The sequence below is a fragment of the Bifidobacterium vansinderenii genome, assembly GCF_002234915.1.
Lineage (GTDB): Bacteria > Actinomycetota > Actinomycetes > Actinomycetales > Bifidobacteriaceae > Galliscardovia > Galliscardovia vansinderenii.
On record NZ_NEWD01000004.1, the window covers coordinates 126,359 to 141,978 of the forward strand.

Below are 15,620 nucleotides of genomic sequence, written 5' to 3' on the forward strand. Positions count from 1 at the left end.
CGATGATGGACGACAACATGCAGACCAACGACGGCGCGCGGGAGGAATCTCTACGCATGGTTTCCGCGTCTCCCATGGGGGCCGATCAGGTCAGCGACGAGGAACTGCGACCGTCAGGTCTCGATGAGTTCATCGGCCAGCCCCGACTTAAGGCGCAGATGAAGCTGTTCCTCAATGCAGCCATGAAACGCGGGGTGCCGCCGGATCATATCCTTCTGGCTGGTCCTCCCGGTCTAGGCAAGACCACGTTGGCCATGATCGTGGCGAACGAACTCGAGTCCCCCATTCGCATCACTTCGGGTCCGGCCATTCAGCATGCCGGGGATCTGGCGTCCATACTGTCGTCCCTGGAGGAGGGCGAGGTTCTGTTCATCGACGAGATCCATCGTCTTCCGCGAGCCGCGGAGGAACTGCTGTACATCGCCATGGAAGATTTTCGAGTGGATGTCGTGGTGGGCAAGGGGCCGGGAGCCTCGTCCATTCCGTTGACCCTGCCGAGATTCACCGTGGTGGGCGCCACGACCCGTGAGGGCATGCTGCCGTCGCCGTTACGTGCACGATTCGGTTTCACCGCGCATCTGGACTTCTATCCGAAGGATGAGATGCGCAAGCTGATCCTGCGTTCGGCCGGAGTGCTGGGCGTGAGCATCGACGAGGACGCGGCCGATCAGCTGGCGCGCCGTTCCCGAGGGACACCGCGAATCGCGAACCGTCTGCTGCGTCGAGTGCGCGACTGGGCCGTAGTGCATGATCTCGATCATGTGGATGCGACCGCCGTGCAGGAGGCGCTGGACCTGTATCAGATCGACGTGGAGGGACTGGACCGTCTCGACATCGCCGTGCTCAGGGCCATCTGCGGCAGCTTCAACGGTGGGCCTGTGGGGCTGAACAATCTCGCCGCCATGGTGGGCGAGGAATCGGAGACCGTGGAGACCGTCTGCGAACCGTATCTGGTGCGTGAGGGCTTCCTCGTCCGCACCCCGAAGGGGCGCGTGGCCACCTCTCGCGCATGGGAGCATCTGGGAATCACTCCGCCGGATGATGTCAACGTGCTGTTTTAGCCTGAATGGGTTGGTTCCCGAGGGTTTTCAACCATTCGGAAACATCACGACTAGCCTGCAAAGGAGATCCAAACATTATGGGTGGTAATTCAAACACCATGATGCTCATCGCCATCATCGTCGTCTTCGCCGGCATGATGTGGTACCAGTCCCGCCAGTCCAAGAAGAAGCAGGGTCAGGTGCAGGACTTCCGCACGAACCTGAAGAAGGGCGACCCGGTTGCCACGTTCTCCGGTCTGATCGGCGTTGTCGAGGAGGTCGATCTCGATGCCGACCAGATCGTCATCAATTCGGAAGGCACGCTGAGCCGTTGGCGCATTCAGGCGGTCACCGAACCGCCGGTGGTTCCGAACTACGTGTCCGACGAGGAGTACGAGCGCGAGCAGAAGGCCAAGGCCGACGAAGCCGATCAGGCCGAAACCCCGGAAGCGAAGGACGAGAACGGAGAATCCGCCGATTACGTCAATCCTTCCGACGCTCAGGAAGACGCTGAAACCGTGACGTCCGAGAAGTCCGACAAGGACGACGAGGACAAGAAGGACGAGCCCGCCAAGTAAGTGGAGGCGGGTCCGCCAAACCAGTATTGGCAAACCGTGGCCGGCTCCCTTGGGTGCCGGCCACATATTTCGTCAGGGGTGAAGAAATGACATCCGACATCACCGTCAATCAGCTGTCGATCGTGGGGGAGGAGAACGCTGAATACCTGCTGTCCCTGATCCGCACCATTCCCGGCTTCCCGAAGGAAGGGATCAACTTCAGGGACTTCATGCCCGTTCTCGCCGACGCGAAGGGGCTTTCCATTCTTATCGACGCGCTTGCCAAGTCGCTTCCGGTATCTCCGGACGAGATCGATGCGGTGGCGGGACTCGAGTCCCGCGGCTTCCTGATCGGCGTTCCGCTGGCGCTGCATCTCGGCAAGGGATTCGTCGCCATCCGCAAAGCGGGCAAACTGCCCCCGCCCACCAAGCGTATGGAGTATTCTCTCGAATACGGTACCGCCGCCATTGAAGTCGAGGATCAGGCCATTCGCCCCGGCGAACGCGTACTGGTCGTCGACGATCTCATTGCCACCGGAGGTACCGCACAGGCGGCTGAGAAGCTGATCCAGGAGCACGGCGCGACCGTGGCGGGATTCAGTTTCGTAATGGAGCTGACCGGCATTCCCACGCCGGCGTCCATCAGTCGGCACAAGCGGTCTTCGCTGCTGACCATGCCCGCCTGACGGGAATACGTTTTCGTCAATCCGCCAATTGGCCTTCGAAGCCTCGGCAGGTTGGCGCATTCCCATTTGCAAGAGACGAAAGGAAATACGAGGTCGTCCCATGGACCTTTACGAATACCAGGCGCGAGAACTGCTCGAAGAGGCTGACATCCCCACGCCGCGCGCGATCTTCGCGCAGAACTCCCACGACGTGGCAGAGGCAACGAAAACCATCGGCTTCCCCTGCGTGATCAAGGCTCAGGTGAAGATCGGACACCGTGGCCAGGCCGGCGGCGTCAAGATCGCCCACAACCTTGACGAGGCCATTCTACTGTCCGAGCAGTTGTTCCCGATGACGATCCACGGCCACAAGGTCAACGGCGTTCTGGTCGCCGAGGCGAAGAACATCCTCCACGAATACTATGTGTCGATCTCCGTGGACCGCACCTCGCGCGACTACGACGTGCTCGCCACCGCAAACGGCGGCACCGAAGTGGAGGAGATCGCCAAGGCGCATCCTGAATCGGTGAAGCGTCTGCACATCGAGCCGTTGGAGGACTTCGATCTGGCCGCGGCCAAGCGCATGGCGGAGCAGATCGGCTTCTACCATGCCGACGGCGATCAGGCCGCCAGGATCCTGCTGAACATGTGGAAGGCGTTCCGCGACACCGACGCCACATTGGTGGAGATCAACCCGTTGGCGAAGATCGGCGACCCCGACGACGAATCCTCCAAGTCCCTGTGCGCACTCGACGCCAAGATCTCGCTGGACGACAACGCGGCCTTCCGCCACGACGGGTGGAAGCGCTTCGTGGATCCGAACGCCGGCGATCCGCTGGAGAACCAGGCCCATGCACTGGGTCTGCACTACGTGCATCTTGACGGCCAGGTGGGCATCATCGGCAACGGTGCGGGCCTGGTTATGAGCTCGCTCGACGCCGTGGCCGGCGCCGGCGAAAGCCAGGGAACCGGCATCAAGCCGGCGAACTTCCTCGATATCGGCGGCGGCGCTTCCGCGGCCGTGATGGCCGAGAGCCTGGAGATCGTGCTGTCGGACCCGGAGGTCAACTCGGTGTTCATCAACGTGTACGGCGGCATCACCTCATGCGAGGAGGTGGCCAACGGCATCCTCGAGGCCATCGACTCCATCAGCAGCATCCGACCGATCGTGGTGCGCTTCGATGGCAACAAGGCCAAGGAGGGGCTGCGTATTCTCGCCACGGCGAACAATCCGCACATCCTCGTTGCCGAAACCATGGAACAGGCCGCCGCCAAGGCAGCCGAACTCGCAGCGAACAACAAGGGAGATGCACGATGACACTGTTTATCGAAGATGGCGCGCCGGTCATCGTCCAGGGCATGACCGGACATCAGGGCATGACGCACACCGCACGCATGCTCAAGGCCGGAACCCATATCGTCGGCGGTGTCAACCCCCGCAAGGCCGGCACCAAGGTGCCGTTCACCGTGGACGGCCAGCAGATCGAGATCCCGGTGTTCGGCTCCTGCGCCGAAGCCCGCGAGGTCACCGGCGCCAAGGCCAGCGTGGTCTTCGTCCCGCCGAAGTTCGCCAAGGGCGCCGTTGTCGAGGCCGTCGAGGCCGGCATCGAGCTGATCGTGGTCATCACCGAAGGCATCCCGGTCGCAGACTCCGCATACTTCGTCGCCCTCGCGCGCGAGAAGGGTGTGCGCATCGTCGGGCCGAACTGCCCGGGTCTGGTCACCTTCGGCAGCGGAGACGACCCGCAGGGCGTGAACCTGGGCATCATCCCGGACGGGATCGTGCCGCGCGGACCGCTGGGTCTGGTATCCAAGTCCGGCACGCTCACCTACCAGCTGATGGGCGAACTGTCCGACATCGGCTTCACCGCCGCTCTGGGCGCCGGTGGTGATCCCATCGTGGGCACCACGCTGCTCGAGGCCGTGCAGGCCTTCAACGCCGACCCGAACACCAAGGCCGTCGTGATGATCGGTGAAATCGGCGGCAGTGCCGAGCAGGAGGTCGCCGAGTGGGCCAAGGACAACATGACCAAGCCGCTGGTGGCCTACATCGCAGGCTTCACCGCGCCTGAGGGCAAGCAGATGGGCCATGCCGGCGCCATTGTTTCAGGAGGCAAGGGCACCGCGAAGGAGAAGAAGGAGGCGCTGGAAGCCGTAGGCATCCGCGTCGGTCGCACTCCCGGTCAGACCGCCCAGATCATGCACGAGATTCTGGCCGCGAACAACATCGCATGAGGCCGACCCTGAAGGATTTCGGCAAGGGACTGAGCGTTTCCGCTCTGTCCCTTGCCCTGTATGCCATAGCACTGACATGCTTCAACGCCCTGATGCTGCTGATCATCTCCATGGAGGAAGGCGGTCAGGGCGTCACCGACTACACCATGACTTTCACCGAATCGGTGATATTGCTGTCGCAGGGCGTCGGACTCGAGTTCGAGTCCATTCGCCTCACACTGGTCCCATGGGGTCTGACGATTCTGCTCGTCGTGCTGATTCGCTCCGCTGCGGCAAGACTGGGATGCTCCTGGTCGGGATTCCTCACCGGACTGGCCGTCTGGGCGGCCGTGCATGCATGGATGGCCGCCACCGTGCAGATGGTGATCATCGATGCCATACCGTTCGTCATGCTCAAGACGGGAGCCGTATACGCGGTCGGATATCTGTGGGCGTTGATTCCCCGCACCAATCTGCCCCGACGCATCACGTGGAAGGACATGGCGTTCCTGCCGGATCCCGTGATCGATGCGGTGCGCGCTGCACTACGTCTGACGGCCATTATCGTGACATGCTTTGTCGTCATATCGTTCGTCACGGTATGCACATGGACGGCGCTGAACCATCAGGCCATGGGACGCCTGTTCTCCTCCATGGGTATGGAGACCGGATCGGCGATCATGACCACGATCGCCAGCATGATCTGGCTGCCGACGTTCATGACGTGGGCCCTGTCCTGGGTGAGTGGATCCGGATTCTCCATCGGATCCCTGACCACGTTCTCGCTGTGGAACGGTCAGGCCCAGTCGCTGCCGACGATTCCTGTGTTCGCATTGTTCCCCGAGGCGGTCGAACTGCCATGGGCACGAATCGCACTCATGGCCATGCCTTTTGCGTTGTCTCTGATCCTCGGACTGTGGCAGATGTTCGCCTCCAGCCGGTTCAACGTCCTTGGGCGAGAACACGACGGTTCGTCGTCGACGACGAAGGACGATGATACAAGGGACACGCCCGAACTCGTCTCCTGGAAGACCGTGCGTCTGTTCGTTCCCCCGACGATCGCATTCTGTCTGACCTGCGTGCTGATCAGCGTGCTGCTGCCAGCCGTCTTCGCCATGGCCAACGGCTCGCTGGGCTATGACCGTCTGGCCCACATCGGTGTGGACATCGCCGCATCGACCCAGACACTGACCCGCCCCACGGCATTGGGATTCCTGGCCGCCTGGCTTCTTGGAGTGATTGCGGTTGCGGCACGATACGGCATGGCCAGACTTTCGCAGACCATCCGTAACCGTAATAGCCGGATCTCCACCACCGCCAAGGCCTCCAAGGCAGACGACGAATCCCCGAAGCCGACCGGAACCGACGAGAGAACGCCGCGCACCGTGGTCAGCGACCGAAGGACAGACACGCAATCCGCCACTGCCTCTACAGTGGAAGCCAAGACTTTCCGCACCGTTTCCTCGGCGGAATCCGTCAATCCGACAACTAAGGAGGACAAGTAATGTCAAACACCGCGCGTCCCATCAAGCGTGCATTGGTGTCCGTGTTCCACAAGGACGGCATTGAGGTGCTGGCCAAGGCCTTCGTGGCCGCCGGCACCGAAGTCGTATCCACGGGTTCCACCGCCAAGAAGCTTGCCGAACTCGGCGTGAACGTCACGCCGGTCGAGCAGGTCACCGGATTCCCCGAAAGCCTCGACGGCCGTGTCAAGACGCTGGATCCGCATATCCACGCCGGTATCCTCGCCGACATGACCAATCCCGAGCACGTGAGCCAGCTCGCCGAACTGGGCATCAAGCCGTTCGATCTGGTGGTCGTGAACCTGTACCCGTTCGCCGACACCGTGCGCTCCGGAGCCAATGAGGCCGACACCATCGAGAAGATCGACATCGGTGGTCCGTCGATGGTCCGTGGCGCCGCCAAGAACCATGCCACCGTGGCCATCGTCACCGATCCCGCCGACTACGCCCTGGTGGCCGAACGCGTGGAGAACGGCACCGGCTTCACGCTCGAGGAGCGTCGCTATCTGGCCGCCAAGGCCTTCGCCCATACGGCCGCCTACGACGCCACCATCACCGAGTGGACGTCCAAGCAGTGGCCGAAGCCGCAGTCCTTCGCCAAGGACGAGGCGAACGACGAGCCGCAGATCGACGAGAAGCAGTTCCCGGCCACGTTCACCGAGACCTGGGACCGCACCCACGTGCTGCGCTACGGCGAGAACCCGCACCAGCAGGCAGCCCTGTATCTCGACCCGCTGAACCGCAACGGCTTCGCCCACGCCGAGCAGCTGGGCGGCAAGCCGATGAGCTACAACAACTATGTGGATGCCGACGCCGCATGGCGCGCGGTATGGGACTTCGCCCCGCAGATCGCCGTCGCCGTGGTCAAGCACAACAACCCCTGTGGTCTGGCTCTGGGCGCCACGGTGGCCGAGGCCCACAGGAAGGCGCACGCCTGCGATCCGATGAGCGCCTACGGCGGCGTGATCGCGGCCAACTCCACGGTCACGCTGGAGATGGCCGAGGGCGTTCGTCCGATCTTCACCGAGGTCATCGTCGCTCCCGACTATGAGCCCGAAGCGCTGGAACTGCTGCAGACCAAGAAGAAGAACCTGCGCATCCTCAAGGTGGCCGAACCGCCGAAGGCCAAGCGTCAGATCCGTCAGATCGACGGCGGCCTGCTGGTCCAGTCCACCGATCTCATCAACGCCGTCGGCGATGATCCGGATGCATGGAAGCTCGTCTCCGGCGAGCCCGCCGACGCCGAGACCCTCAAGGATCTCGTGTTCGCCTGGCGTGCCATCCGCTGCGTCAAGTCCAACGCCATCCTGGTCGCCCATGATCAGGCCACCGTCGGCATCGGCATGGGCCAGGTCAACCGCGTGGACTCCTGCAACCTCGCCGTCGAACGTGCGAACACGCTGGCCGACGGCGCCGATCGCACCACCGGTTCCGTGGCCGCCTCCGACGCGTTCTTCCCGTTCGCCGACGGCGCCGAGATCCTGATCAAGGCCGGCGTGAAGGCGATCGTGCAGCCCGGTGGCTCCATTCGCGACGAAGAGGTGATCGAAGCCGCGAAGAAGGCGGGCGTGACCATGTACCTTACCGGCACCCGTCACTTCTTCCACTGATCGGCGGGATTCAGCAAGGTATGAAGGTGAAACCACGGAAGGATCTGAACGGAGTTCGAGCGGAGTCTCATCCGTATGTATCCGAGGCTCACGAAGGCAAGCCGCCCTTCGAATGGGGAGTGGCGGCCTGCGTACTCGTCTCCGCGGTGCTGGCCGCATTCGGCCACCTGCTGGCGGCCACGCTGGTCATTTCGGCAGCGTCGATCGTCTGCGCCGCCGTACGTCTGGTGCTTCGTGAACGAAGTCCGTGGAAGATCCGATCCGTCGGATTCGATTCCTTCTTCGGATTCGCACTCGGAATCGGACTGATGGCATCGTGGGCAGCAATCGTACTGCTGTGACATTGCCCGCATTCGGACCTTGACAAAACACAAGAAGGCTGTGCACGAACTCCTCGTGCACAGCCTTCTTGTCTTAAACGTTCAAAAAGTTAAAGCTATTTGACAGCTTCGGACTTACCGGTGACGGATTCCGCGTCTGCCGATTCCGATTCCGTGGATTCGGTCTGCACCGGTTCGGAGGCGGACGTTCCGTCGGAAACGGTCTCGATATCGGCCGCCTCCCGCTGTCCGGCATCCGCCGCCACGGCTTCGCCATTCTCGGTGCTCTCGGCAACGTCCAGACCGGCAGCGGCGGTCCTGGCCATGGCGTTCTTGGCAATCATCTCGGAGAACGTGGAACTCAGCAGCATGACCAGAGCCACGACGGCACCGGCAAGCAGCGGGCAGATCCAGAACAGCCACAGCTGGCTCAACGGCTCGACGGTCAATCCCTTGCCCTGAGCGAACAGGGCGATGCCGGTGGAACGCACCGGGTTGAGGCCGGCCCCGGTGATGGGGTAGGCGACGGCGACGGCGACACCATAGGCGAAGCCAATAGCTGTCGTGCGATTGGGAAGTGCAGAGCCGTCCTCACGCATCGTCACGATGGCCGCGGCAACCACCAGCAGGCTCATGACGACCTCGACGACGATGGCCATGGTGGATCCGAAGCTCAGTCCGGCCTGCTGCAGCGTGCTGTTCGCCAGATAGGACAGGGACGTGGTATCGAAGCCGTTGATCGTGTAAGTGAGCCATGCCTTGGCCGTCACCGTTTCGGTGGTGGGCAGAATGGCGATGGCCACGGCACCGGCTGCGATGCCGCCCAGCACCTGGGCCACCAGATACAGCAGCGCATCCAGCCAGGAAATGCGGGAAGTTAGCACGGCGGCCAGTGTGACGGCGGGGTTGAAATGTGCTCCGGAGAAGCGGGAGAACACCGCTGTGGCCGCGGCATAGGCCGCACCAGTCAGCACTGCGATGAGCAGGATGTTGATGCCATAGAGCACGGTGCCATACGTGCTCACGGTGTAGATGGCAAAGCAGATGAGGAACGTGCCGGCAAATTCGGCAAGCGCTCGGGCGAGAGGGGATTTGCTCAGCGAGGTCGCACCGTCAGTCGAAATAGGACTGGAATCGATGCTGGCGACGGGCTGTTCCGCGGTGGTGTCCTCGGTATCCGGCGCCGCTTCCTTCACGGGTGCCGACGGGGTTGTCTGTGACATAAAAGTCCTTTGATAGTCCGACAAAACGTCTCATATGCTACCAGTGGTTCAGGCGTACCGATAGAATGTAATCACTGTGATTTCCTGAGAATCATCTGTGAAAAACAGCAGTAGATATGCAAGTTATGAAAGGCCACGTTGGGAGAACGATGCCAGAACAGTATTCATCCTCCAAGAAATCATCCGAGCGTTCCGATCGCGACTCCGAAAATATTCGCCTGCAGAAGGTCCTGGCCCAGGCGGGCTTCGGATCCCGTCGCAAGTGCGAGGAGATCATCACCGAAGGCCGTGTGGAGGTCGACGGCGAACTGGTGACCGAGCTGGGAACCCGGGTCAATCCGAAGCGTCAGAAGATCCTCGTCGACGGATCCCGCATTCACATCGACGATCATCATGTGACGCTTGCCCTGAACAAGCCGAAGCGCGTGCTGTCCACCATGAGCGATCCGAAGGGACGCTGGACGCTGCGCGACATCATCGGAGACAAGTACGAGCGCGTGTTCCACATGGGCAGGCTCGATTACGATTCCGAGGGTCTGATCCTGATGACGAACGATGGCGAGCTGTCGCAGCACGTCATGCATCCCAAGTACGAGGTGGCGAAGACCTACATCGCCACGGTCGAAGGACGTCTGGGCGGCAATGTCTGCCGACGTCTGGTGCGCACCGGCGTCAAGCTCGATGACGGCTGGGTCAAGCTCGACAAGTGCTCGATCCTGGATCAGAACCGCGAGTTCACCATGGTGCGCGTCGTGCTGCATTCCGGCCGCAACCGCATCGTCCGTCGTATCTTTGGCTCGATCGGATTCCCGGTCCGCCGTCTGATCCGTACGCAGATCGGCCCGATCAAGCTCGGCGAGCTCAAGCCCGGTTCGTATCGCGTGCTGTCGGCCACCGAAGTGAAGTCCCTGGAGAAGGAGGTCGGCCTGTGATCCGCGTTGCGATCGATGGTCCCGCCGGTGTGGGCAAGTCGTCCACGTCCAAGGCGCTGGCCAAGTACTTCGGATTCGCGTATCTCGACACGGGAGCCATGTATCGCGCGGCGACGTGGTGGTGCCTGGACCAGGGCGTGGATCTTGACGCCGAGCAGCCGGACGCCGACCTCATCACCGCCACCGTGGGCCGGTTCTTCACTGACGATCATTTCGATATCTCCGTGAATCCCGACGATCCCGATGTGATGTCCGACGGCGAAAGCATCGCCGAGGAGATCCGTTCCGCCGAAGTCTCGTCGCATGTTTCGGTGGTGTCCTCGATCCCGTCCGTCCGTCGTCTGCTGATCGCCGCCCAGCGTGCGTTCATCGCCGGCGAGGATGGCCCCGATTCCTTCTCGAACGGCGCCGGAATCGTCGCCGAGGGACGCGACATCACCACCGTTGTGGCTCCCGATGCCGAGGTCCGTGTGCTGCTGACCGCCCGCGAGGAGGTACGCGCTCAGCGCCGCGCCGCCCAGTCGGCCCAGTCCGGACAGAGCGAACATGGTGGTGTGGGCACCGACGACGTGGCCGCCCGCGACCGCGCCGACTCCAAGGTCACCAACTTCCTGAGCGCCGCCGACGGCGTGACCACCGTCGACAACTCCGATCTGGATTTCGGCGAGACGCTGGACGTGCTCGTGCGACTGGTCGAGGACGCCATGGAGGCACAGGCGTATGAGAGCTATGCCGCCAATCTTGCCGATTACGAGCTTGACGCCGAGGATGAGAGCCTGATCAGCGGCGCATTCCACGAAGGCGGACGCGAGACCGGCCCCAAGGCCGTGGGCGTGCTGGCTGTGGTGGGCCGCCCGAACGTGGGTAAGTCCACGCTGGTCAACCGTATTCTGGGCCGTCGTGCCGCCGTGGTGGAGGATACTCCCGGCGTGACCCGAGACCGTGTCAGCTACGACGCGGAATGGGCGGGCACCGATTTCAAGCTCGTCGACACCGGCGGCTGGGAGGCGGACGTCGAAGGCATCGAATCGTCGATCGCCAACCAGGCCGAGATCGCCGTGCAGATGGCCGACGCCGTGGTGCTGGTGGTCGATGGACTGGTGGGCATGACCGCCAGCGACGAACGTATCGTCAGGATGCTGCGCAAGTCCGGCAAGCCCGTGACGTTGGCCGTCAACAAGGTCGACTCCCAGGCTAACGAGTATCTCGCCGCCGACTTCTGGAAGCTGGGTATGGGCGAACCGTACTCGGTCTCCGCCATGCATGGCAGGGGAGTGGGCGATCTGCTCGATGCCGCGCTGGACAAGCTGAAGAAGGCCGAGAAGACCTCCGGTCTGCTCACGCCGTCGCATCTGCGTCGTGTCGCGCTGGTCGGCCGTCCGAACGTGGGCAAGTCGTCCCTGCTGAACCGTCTGGCCGGTGAGGACCGTGCCGTGGTCAACGATCTTGCCGGCACCACGCGCGACCCGGTCGATGAGATCGTGGCCGTAGACGGCGAGGACTGGCTGTTCATCGACACGGCCGGTATCAAGCGCCGCCTGCACAAGCTGTCGGGAGCCGAATACTATTCGACGTTGCGCACGCAGGCCGCCCTGGAGCGTTCCGAACTCGCCCTGGTACTGTTCGACGTGTCGCAGCCGATCTCGGATCAGGACCTCAAGGTGATGAGCCAGGCCGTGGACGCCGGCCGAGCCGTCGTACTGGTGTTCAACAAGTGGGACGCACTCGACGAGTTCGGCCGGCAGCGTGTCGAACGTCTGTGGGCCACCGAGTTCGATCGTGTCACGTGGGCGCAGCGCGTCAACCTGTCCGCCAAGACCGGATGGCACACCAACCGCCTGGCCAAGGCCATGCGCACCGCTCTGGACTCCTGGGACAAGCGCGTGCCCACGGGCAAGCTCAACTCGTTCCTCGGCCAGCTGCAGGCCGCGCATCCGCATCCGCTGCGTGGAGGCAAGCAGCCTCGCATCCTCTTCGCCACTCAGGCGTCGAACCGTCCTCCGCGTTTCGTGATCTTCGCGACCGGCTTCCTTGAGCACGGCTACCGTCGTTACATCGAGCGCAGCCTGCGTGAGGAGTTCGGCTTCGAAGGCTCTCCGATCCAGATCTCTGTGAAGATCAGGGAGAAGAAGCGCCGCAAGTGATCGTGTGAAGACCGATCACTGACCGCCCCTGTCCCATGCCTGCATGGGACAGGGGCGTTTCTCATATTCGCGCGAACGCACCTATGCTGGGATCATGGGGTTGTCGCCTGTTGTGTTATTGGCTTGTTTTTCTTTGTTCGCCAGTGTTATGATTTGTTCATGCGTGTCAGGGAATGGGCGGCCCGTGAGGGTTTGAACGAGCAGACGGTGTGGAAGTGGTGTCGTGAGAATCGTATGCCCGTGCCGTTCGAGCGTTCCGGGGGCGTGTGGCTGATCCACGACCCGAAATACGAGAGGGCCGACACTCCCGTCGCGGGCTCGCGCACCGTATGCTACGCGCGAGTGTCATCCGCGGACCGGAAGGCGGATCTGCAACGGCAGGCGGACCGGTTGAAGGCGTTCGCCATCAACCTGGGGGCGTCGGACATCCGGGTGGTCATGGAGACCGGTTCGGGCGTGGACGACAGGCGTCGCAAGCTCAACCGGATTCTCGCCGACCCGGACGTGGGTACCATCATCGTGGAGCATCGTGATCGGCTGACCCGCATGAACGCGGGACTGGTCGAATCCGCGTTGAAGGCGCAGGGCCGCCGTCTCATCGTCGTGGATGATACGGAGCTCGACGATGATCTGGTACGCGACATGACTGAGGTGCTGACCTCGTTCTGCGCGCGCCTGTATGGGCGTCGCGCGGCGAGGAGCAAGGCGAGGGCCGCGTTGAAGGCGGCGGAGAATGCTTGAGGCGGTCAGGGTCGCATTGGACCCCACTCCCGCGCAGGAGCGCGGGCTCATGTCGCATGCGGGCGCGGCCCGGTTCGCGTTCAACGCGGGGCTCGCCCACGTCAGGGACGTGCTGGAATCCAAGGGAAAGCCGGAGTGGTCGCTGTACGCGCTGCGTCGCTGGTGGAACGCGAATAAGGACGCGCTGGCCGTGGACGCGGACGGCATGCCATGGTGGCGGGAGAACAGCAAGGAGGCATACAACAGCGGTCTCGAGGCATTGGCCGACGCGCTGTCGAACTGGTCAAAAAGCCGGAAGGGCCGACGCAAAGGCCGCAAGGTCGGGTTCCCGAAGTTCAAGACGAAGGACAAGGCGGCACCCCGCTTCGCGTACACGACCGGGTCATTCGGCCTCGTCGGGGATGACCCGAAGGCGCTGAGGCTGCCACGCATCGGGCGTGTCCACTGCATGGAGAACGTTACGAAACGGGTCGGAGGCGCGAGGGTGCTGCGCATGACCGTCAGCCGGCATGCGGGCCGCTGGTACGCGTCCCTGACCGTGGAACGACCGGACGTGAGACCCATCCGCCCGCCAAGGGGCGAGGCGGTCGGCATCGACCTGGGCGTCAGGACCCTGGCGACGCTCTCGGACGGCACCGTCATCCCGAATCCGCATGCGCTCAGGGCCGGCGAACGTCGATTGAAGCACACGCAGAAGTCGTTGAGCCGCAAAACGAAAGGATCACATCGGAGGCGCGACGCGCGCGAGCGGGTCGCCCGGCTGCACGCCCGCGTCGCCAACCAACGCCGTGACCTGCTGCACAGGCTCACCACGATGCTCGCATCCACGTACTCGGACATCTCGATCGAGGATCTGAACGTGGCCGGCATGGTCAAAAACCACCGGCTCGCCAAGGCCGTCATGGACGTGTCGTTCGCCGAGCTGCGCCGCCAATTGGAGTACAAGACCGTCCGCACGGGCGCGAGACTGCACGTCATCGACCGCTGGTATCCCAGCTCGAAACGCTGCTCGAACTGCGGGAGCGTGAAAGCCAAGCTCTCCCTAAGCGAGCGAACCTACCGGTGCGAAGACTGCGGACTGACCATCGACCGTGACCTGAACGCGGCCGTCAACATCCAGGTCGCCGGGAGTGCCCCGGAGACCCTAAACGCGCATGGAGGGACCGGAAGACGGAACGACGCCTCGCGTCGCGCAACGCAGGACCCGGTGAAGTGCGAACCAAGCAACGGCGACAGCCGTATAAGACTTGGAGCGGACGCCCGCAAGAGCGTCCTACAAGCTAGAACAAACTAACTTGCAACGGAAGGCCTGATTATCCCGCAGAGGCGATCCGGTACATCGACGAATTGGTCCGGTATGAACCCGGAACGATGATCGGCGACAATATGCAGACGATCGCGGACATCGGCGCCGGCACGGGCAAGCTCACCATTCCTCTGGCTAGACTTGGCCGGCCGATATACGCGATCGAGCCCGACGCGGACATGCGCGCGGAACTGGCTGGTCGTACACGGGGGATCACCACCGTGACGGTCGTCGACGGCACGGCCGACGACACCACCCTTCCGGCACGCAGTGTGGATGTGATCACGGTTGCGCAGGCGCTTCACTGGTTCGATCCCAAGACGTTCGCGACCGAATGCCGACGCATCGCACGCGGCGGACGGTACCTGCTGATTTCTCTGTACAACGTCACATCCTTCGACTCGGCGATGAGGCAAGATCGGCGAGACGAGCACGGGGATGTCATCACGGGCAGCATCCAGCACTTCGAAGACACCAGAAACTCGTTCTTCCGGAATCCTACCGTTCGCTCATTCCCCAACTCCATCCGCTACACGAAGGAGTCGTGGCACGCCTACATGGACTCGCATTCGCACAGTCCGTTGCCGAACGATCCTGATTATGGATCCTATCGCTCGTGGGTTGATGAGTTGTTCGATCGGCAGGCGATCGACGGCGTATTGACCGACGACACCACCTGCATGGTGGCCAGCGAACTCATACGGTATGAATAAAATCGTTGCAATTCCTTGCAACACTCCGATTGCGACACACGATTTTGCATTACCGAAAATGCTGTGCTAGATTATCTACTCGTTGCCACGGCAACATCGGACCGTAGCGCAGTTTGGTAGCGCACTTGACTGGGGGTCAAGGGGTCGCGGGTTCAAATCCCGCCGGTCCGACTAATTAACCCGGAATCACAATGATTCCGGGTTTTTTGTATCTTGAGGCCGCACGGCCCGCGTTTATCCGACGCGAAGCCTACTCCACAGTTTCTTCACACGGTTTTTGTTGAGGGGTGCCGTTCGCGTTGTCTGACCGAATAGATGTCCTGATTGTAGTAGGCCGCTTGTTCCTCGACCCGTTTGTGGGCTTCCTCGTTCCTGCCCCACCAGATGCTGAACCTTCCCGGCCGCGGCCGGTCCTGTCCTTCGTCTCTCGCCATGCAACGCAGCACCTTCGGATCGAACACCTTTCTGACGCGGAAGTTCGTCAGACGGTCACGCCGGATGTAGACGACGGCGAGTCTCCACTGCTTGCGTGGTTTGCCGATGACGCGCAACACGCCGCCATGGTCGATCGGCGTCGCATAAGTCGTCTACACCTTGGTGAACCAAGCGTTCGGCGGCAAGCTCAGCAAAGA

15 protein-coding genes and 1 tRNA gene are annotated in these 15,620 nt (G+C 62.5%); 14 read left to right on the forward strand and 2 right to left on the reverse strand.

Annotated elements, in window-relative coordinates; translation table 11 throughout:
* Positions 1-2: 2 nt before the first annotated feature.
* The 8 genes from ruvB to Tam10B_RS01640 all read left to right on the forward strand — a co-directional run bounded on the left by ruvB (position 3) and on the right by Tam10B_RS01640 (position 7,950).
* On the forward strand, positions 3-1,061 hold the full coding sequence (gene ruvB / locus Tam10B_RS01605) for a Holliday junction branch migration DNA helicase RuvB (protein WP_408606619.1): 1,059 nt from the start codon (positions 3-5) through the stop codon (positions 1,059-1,061).
* A 77-nt stretch (positions 1,062-1,138) separates the two neighbouring features.
* The gene (locus tag Tam10B_RS01610) at positions 1,139-1,618 is read left to right on the forward strand and encodes a preprotein translocase subunit YajC (RefSeq protein WP_158214091.1); all 480 of its coding nucleotides are present in this window, start codon (positions 1,139-1,141) and stop codon (positions 1,616-1,618) included.
* Positions 1,619-1,704: 86 nt separating this feature from the next.
* Entirely contained in the window at positions 1,705-2,283 is a 579-nt protein-coding gene (locus Tam10B_RS01615; RefSeq protein ID WP_093959526.1) for an adenine phosphoribosyltransferase, read from the forward strand.
* Between the two features lie 100 nt (positions 2,284-2,383).
* A complete protein-coding gene (sucC, locus tag Tam10B_RS01620; protein ID WP_093959527.1) occupies positions 2,384-3,580 on the forward strand; it encodes an ADP-forming succinate--CoA ligase subunit beta in 1,197 nt (398 codons plus the stop codon).
* Entirely contained in the window at positions 3,577-4,497 is a 921-nt protein-coding gene (sucD, locus tag Tam10B_RS01625) for a succinate--CoA ligase subunit alpha (protein ID WP_093959528.1), read from the forward strand. Before sucC ends, sucD begins: the two co-directional genes overlap by 4 nt.
* Entirely contained in the window at positions 4,494-5,981 is a 1,488-nt protein-coding gene (locus Tam10B_RS01630) for a cell division protein PerM (RefSeq protein WP_093959529.1), read from the forward strand. Before sucD ends, Tam10B_RS01630 begins: the two co-directional genes overlap by 4 nt.
* Positions 5,981-7,609, forward strand: coding sequence for a bifunctional phosphoribosylaminoimidazolecarboxamide formyltransferase/IMP cyclohydrolase (gene purH, locus Tam10B_RS01635; RefSeq protein ID WP_093959530.1), 1,629 nt, complete (start codon positions 5,981-5,983; stop codon positions 7,607-7,609). The genes Tam10B_RS01630 and purH overlap by 1 nt, the downstream gene beginning before the upstream one ends.
* Positions 7,610-7,635: 26 nt before the next feature.
* On the forward strand, positions 7,636-7,950 hold the full coding sequence (locus Tam10B_RS01640) for a DUF3017 domain-containing protein (RefSeq protein WP_233133533.1): 315 nt from the start codon (positions 7,636-7,638) through the stop codon (positions 7,948-7,950).
* Between the two features lie 95 nt (positions 7,951-8,045).
* Here Tam10B_RS01640 and Tam10B_RS01645 read toward each other — a convergent pair whose 3' ends face one another.
* Positions 8,046-9,152 carry an MIP/aquaporin family protein gene (locus Tam10B_RS01645; RefSeq protein WP_093959532.1) on the reverse strand — a complete coding sequence of 369 codons (1,107 nt, stop codon included), beginning with the start codon at positions 9,150-9,152 and terminating at the stop codon, positions 8,046-8,048.
* A 149-nt stretch (positions 9,153-9,301) separates the two neighbouring features.
* On the opposite strand from Tam10B_RS01645, the gene Tam10B_RS01650 reads away from it, so the two are divergent.
* The 6 genes from Tam10B_RS01650 (at position 9,302) to Tam10B_RS01675 (ending at position 15,159) form a co-directional block, all read left to right on the forward strand.
* Positions 9,302-10,084, forward strand: a complete 783-nt coding sequence (locus tag Tam10B_RS01650) for a pseudouridine synthase (protein WP_093959533.1) — start codon at positions 9,302-9,304, stop codon at positions 10,082-10,084.
* Positions 10,081-12,228: a bifunctional cytidylate kinase/GTPase Der gene (der, locus tag Tam10B_RS01655; protein WP_093959534.1), complete on the forward strand. Its 2,148-nt coding sequence runs from the start codon at positions 10,081-10,083 to the stop codon at positions 12,226-12,228. The genes Tam10B_RS01650 and der overlap by 4 nt, the downstream gene beginning before the upstream one ends.
* Before the next feature lie 159 nt (positions 12,229-12,387).
* Positions 12,388-12,969 (forward strand): IS607 family transposase, encoded by a 582-nt coding sequence (locus Tam10B_RS01660; RefSeq protein WP_093959535.1) that lies wholly within the window; start codon positions 12,388-12,390, stop codon positions 12,967-12,969.
* Positions 12,962-14,263 carry an IS607 family element RNA-guided endonuclease TnpB gene (tnpB, locus tag Tam10B_RS01665; protein WP_093959536.1) on the forward strand — a complete coding sequence of 434 codons (1,302 nt, stop codon included), beginning with the start codon at positions 12,962-12,964 and terminating at the stop codon, positions 14,261-14,263. Before Tam10B_RS01660 ends, tnpB begins: the two co-directional genes overlap by 8 nt.
* Before the next feature lie 77 nt (positions 14,264-14,340).
* Entirely contained in the window at positions 14,341-14,988 is a 648-nt protein-coding gene (locus tag Tam10B_RS01670; protein ID WP_093959537.1) for a class I SAM-dependent methyltransferase, read from the forward strand.
* A 97-nt stretch (positions 14,989-15,085) separates the two neighbouring features.
* Positions 15,086-15,159: transfer RNA gene (locus tag Tam10B_RS01675), tRNA-Pro, on the forward strand.
* Between the two features lie 95 nt (positions 15,160-15,254).
* Here Tam10B_RS01675 and Tam10B_RS01680 read toward each other — a convergent pair.
* Complete coding sequence (locus tag Tam10B_RS01680) at positions 15,255-15,542, reverse strand: hypothetical protein (RefSeq protein ID WP_093959538.1); 288 nt, start codon at positions 15,540-15,542, stop codon at positions 15,255-15,257.
* Between the last annotated feature and the right edge of the window lie 78 nt (positions 15,543-15,620).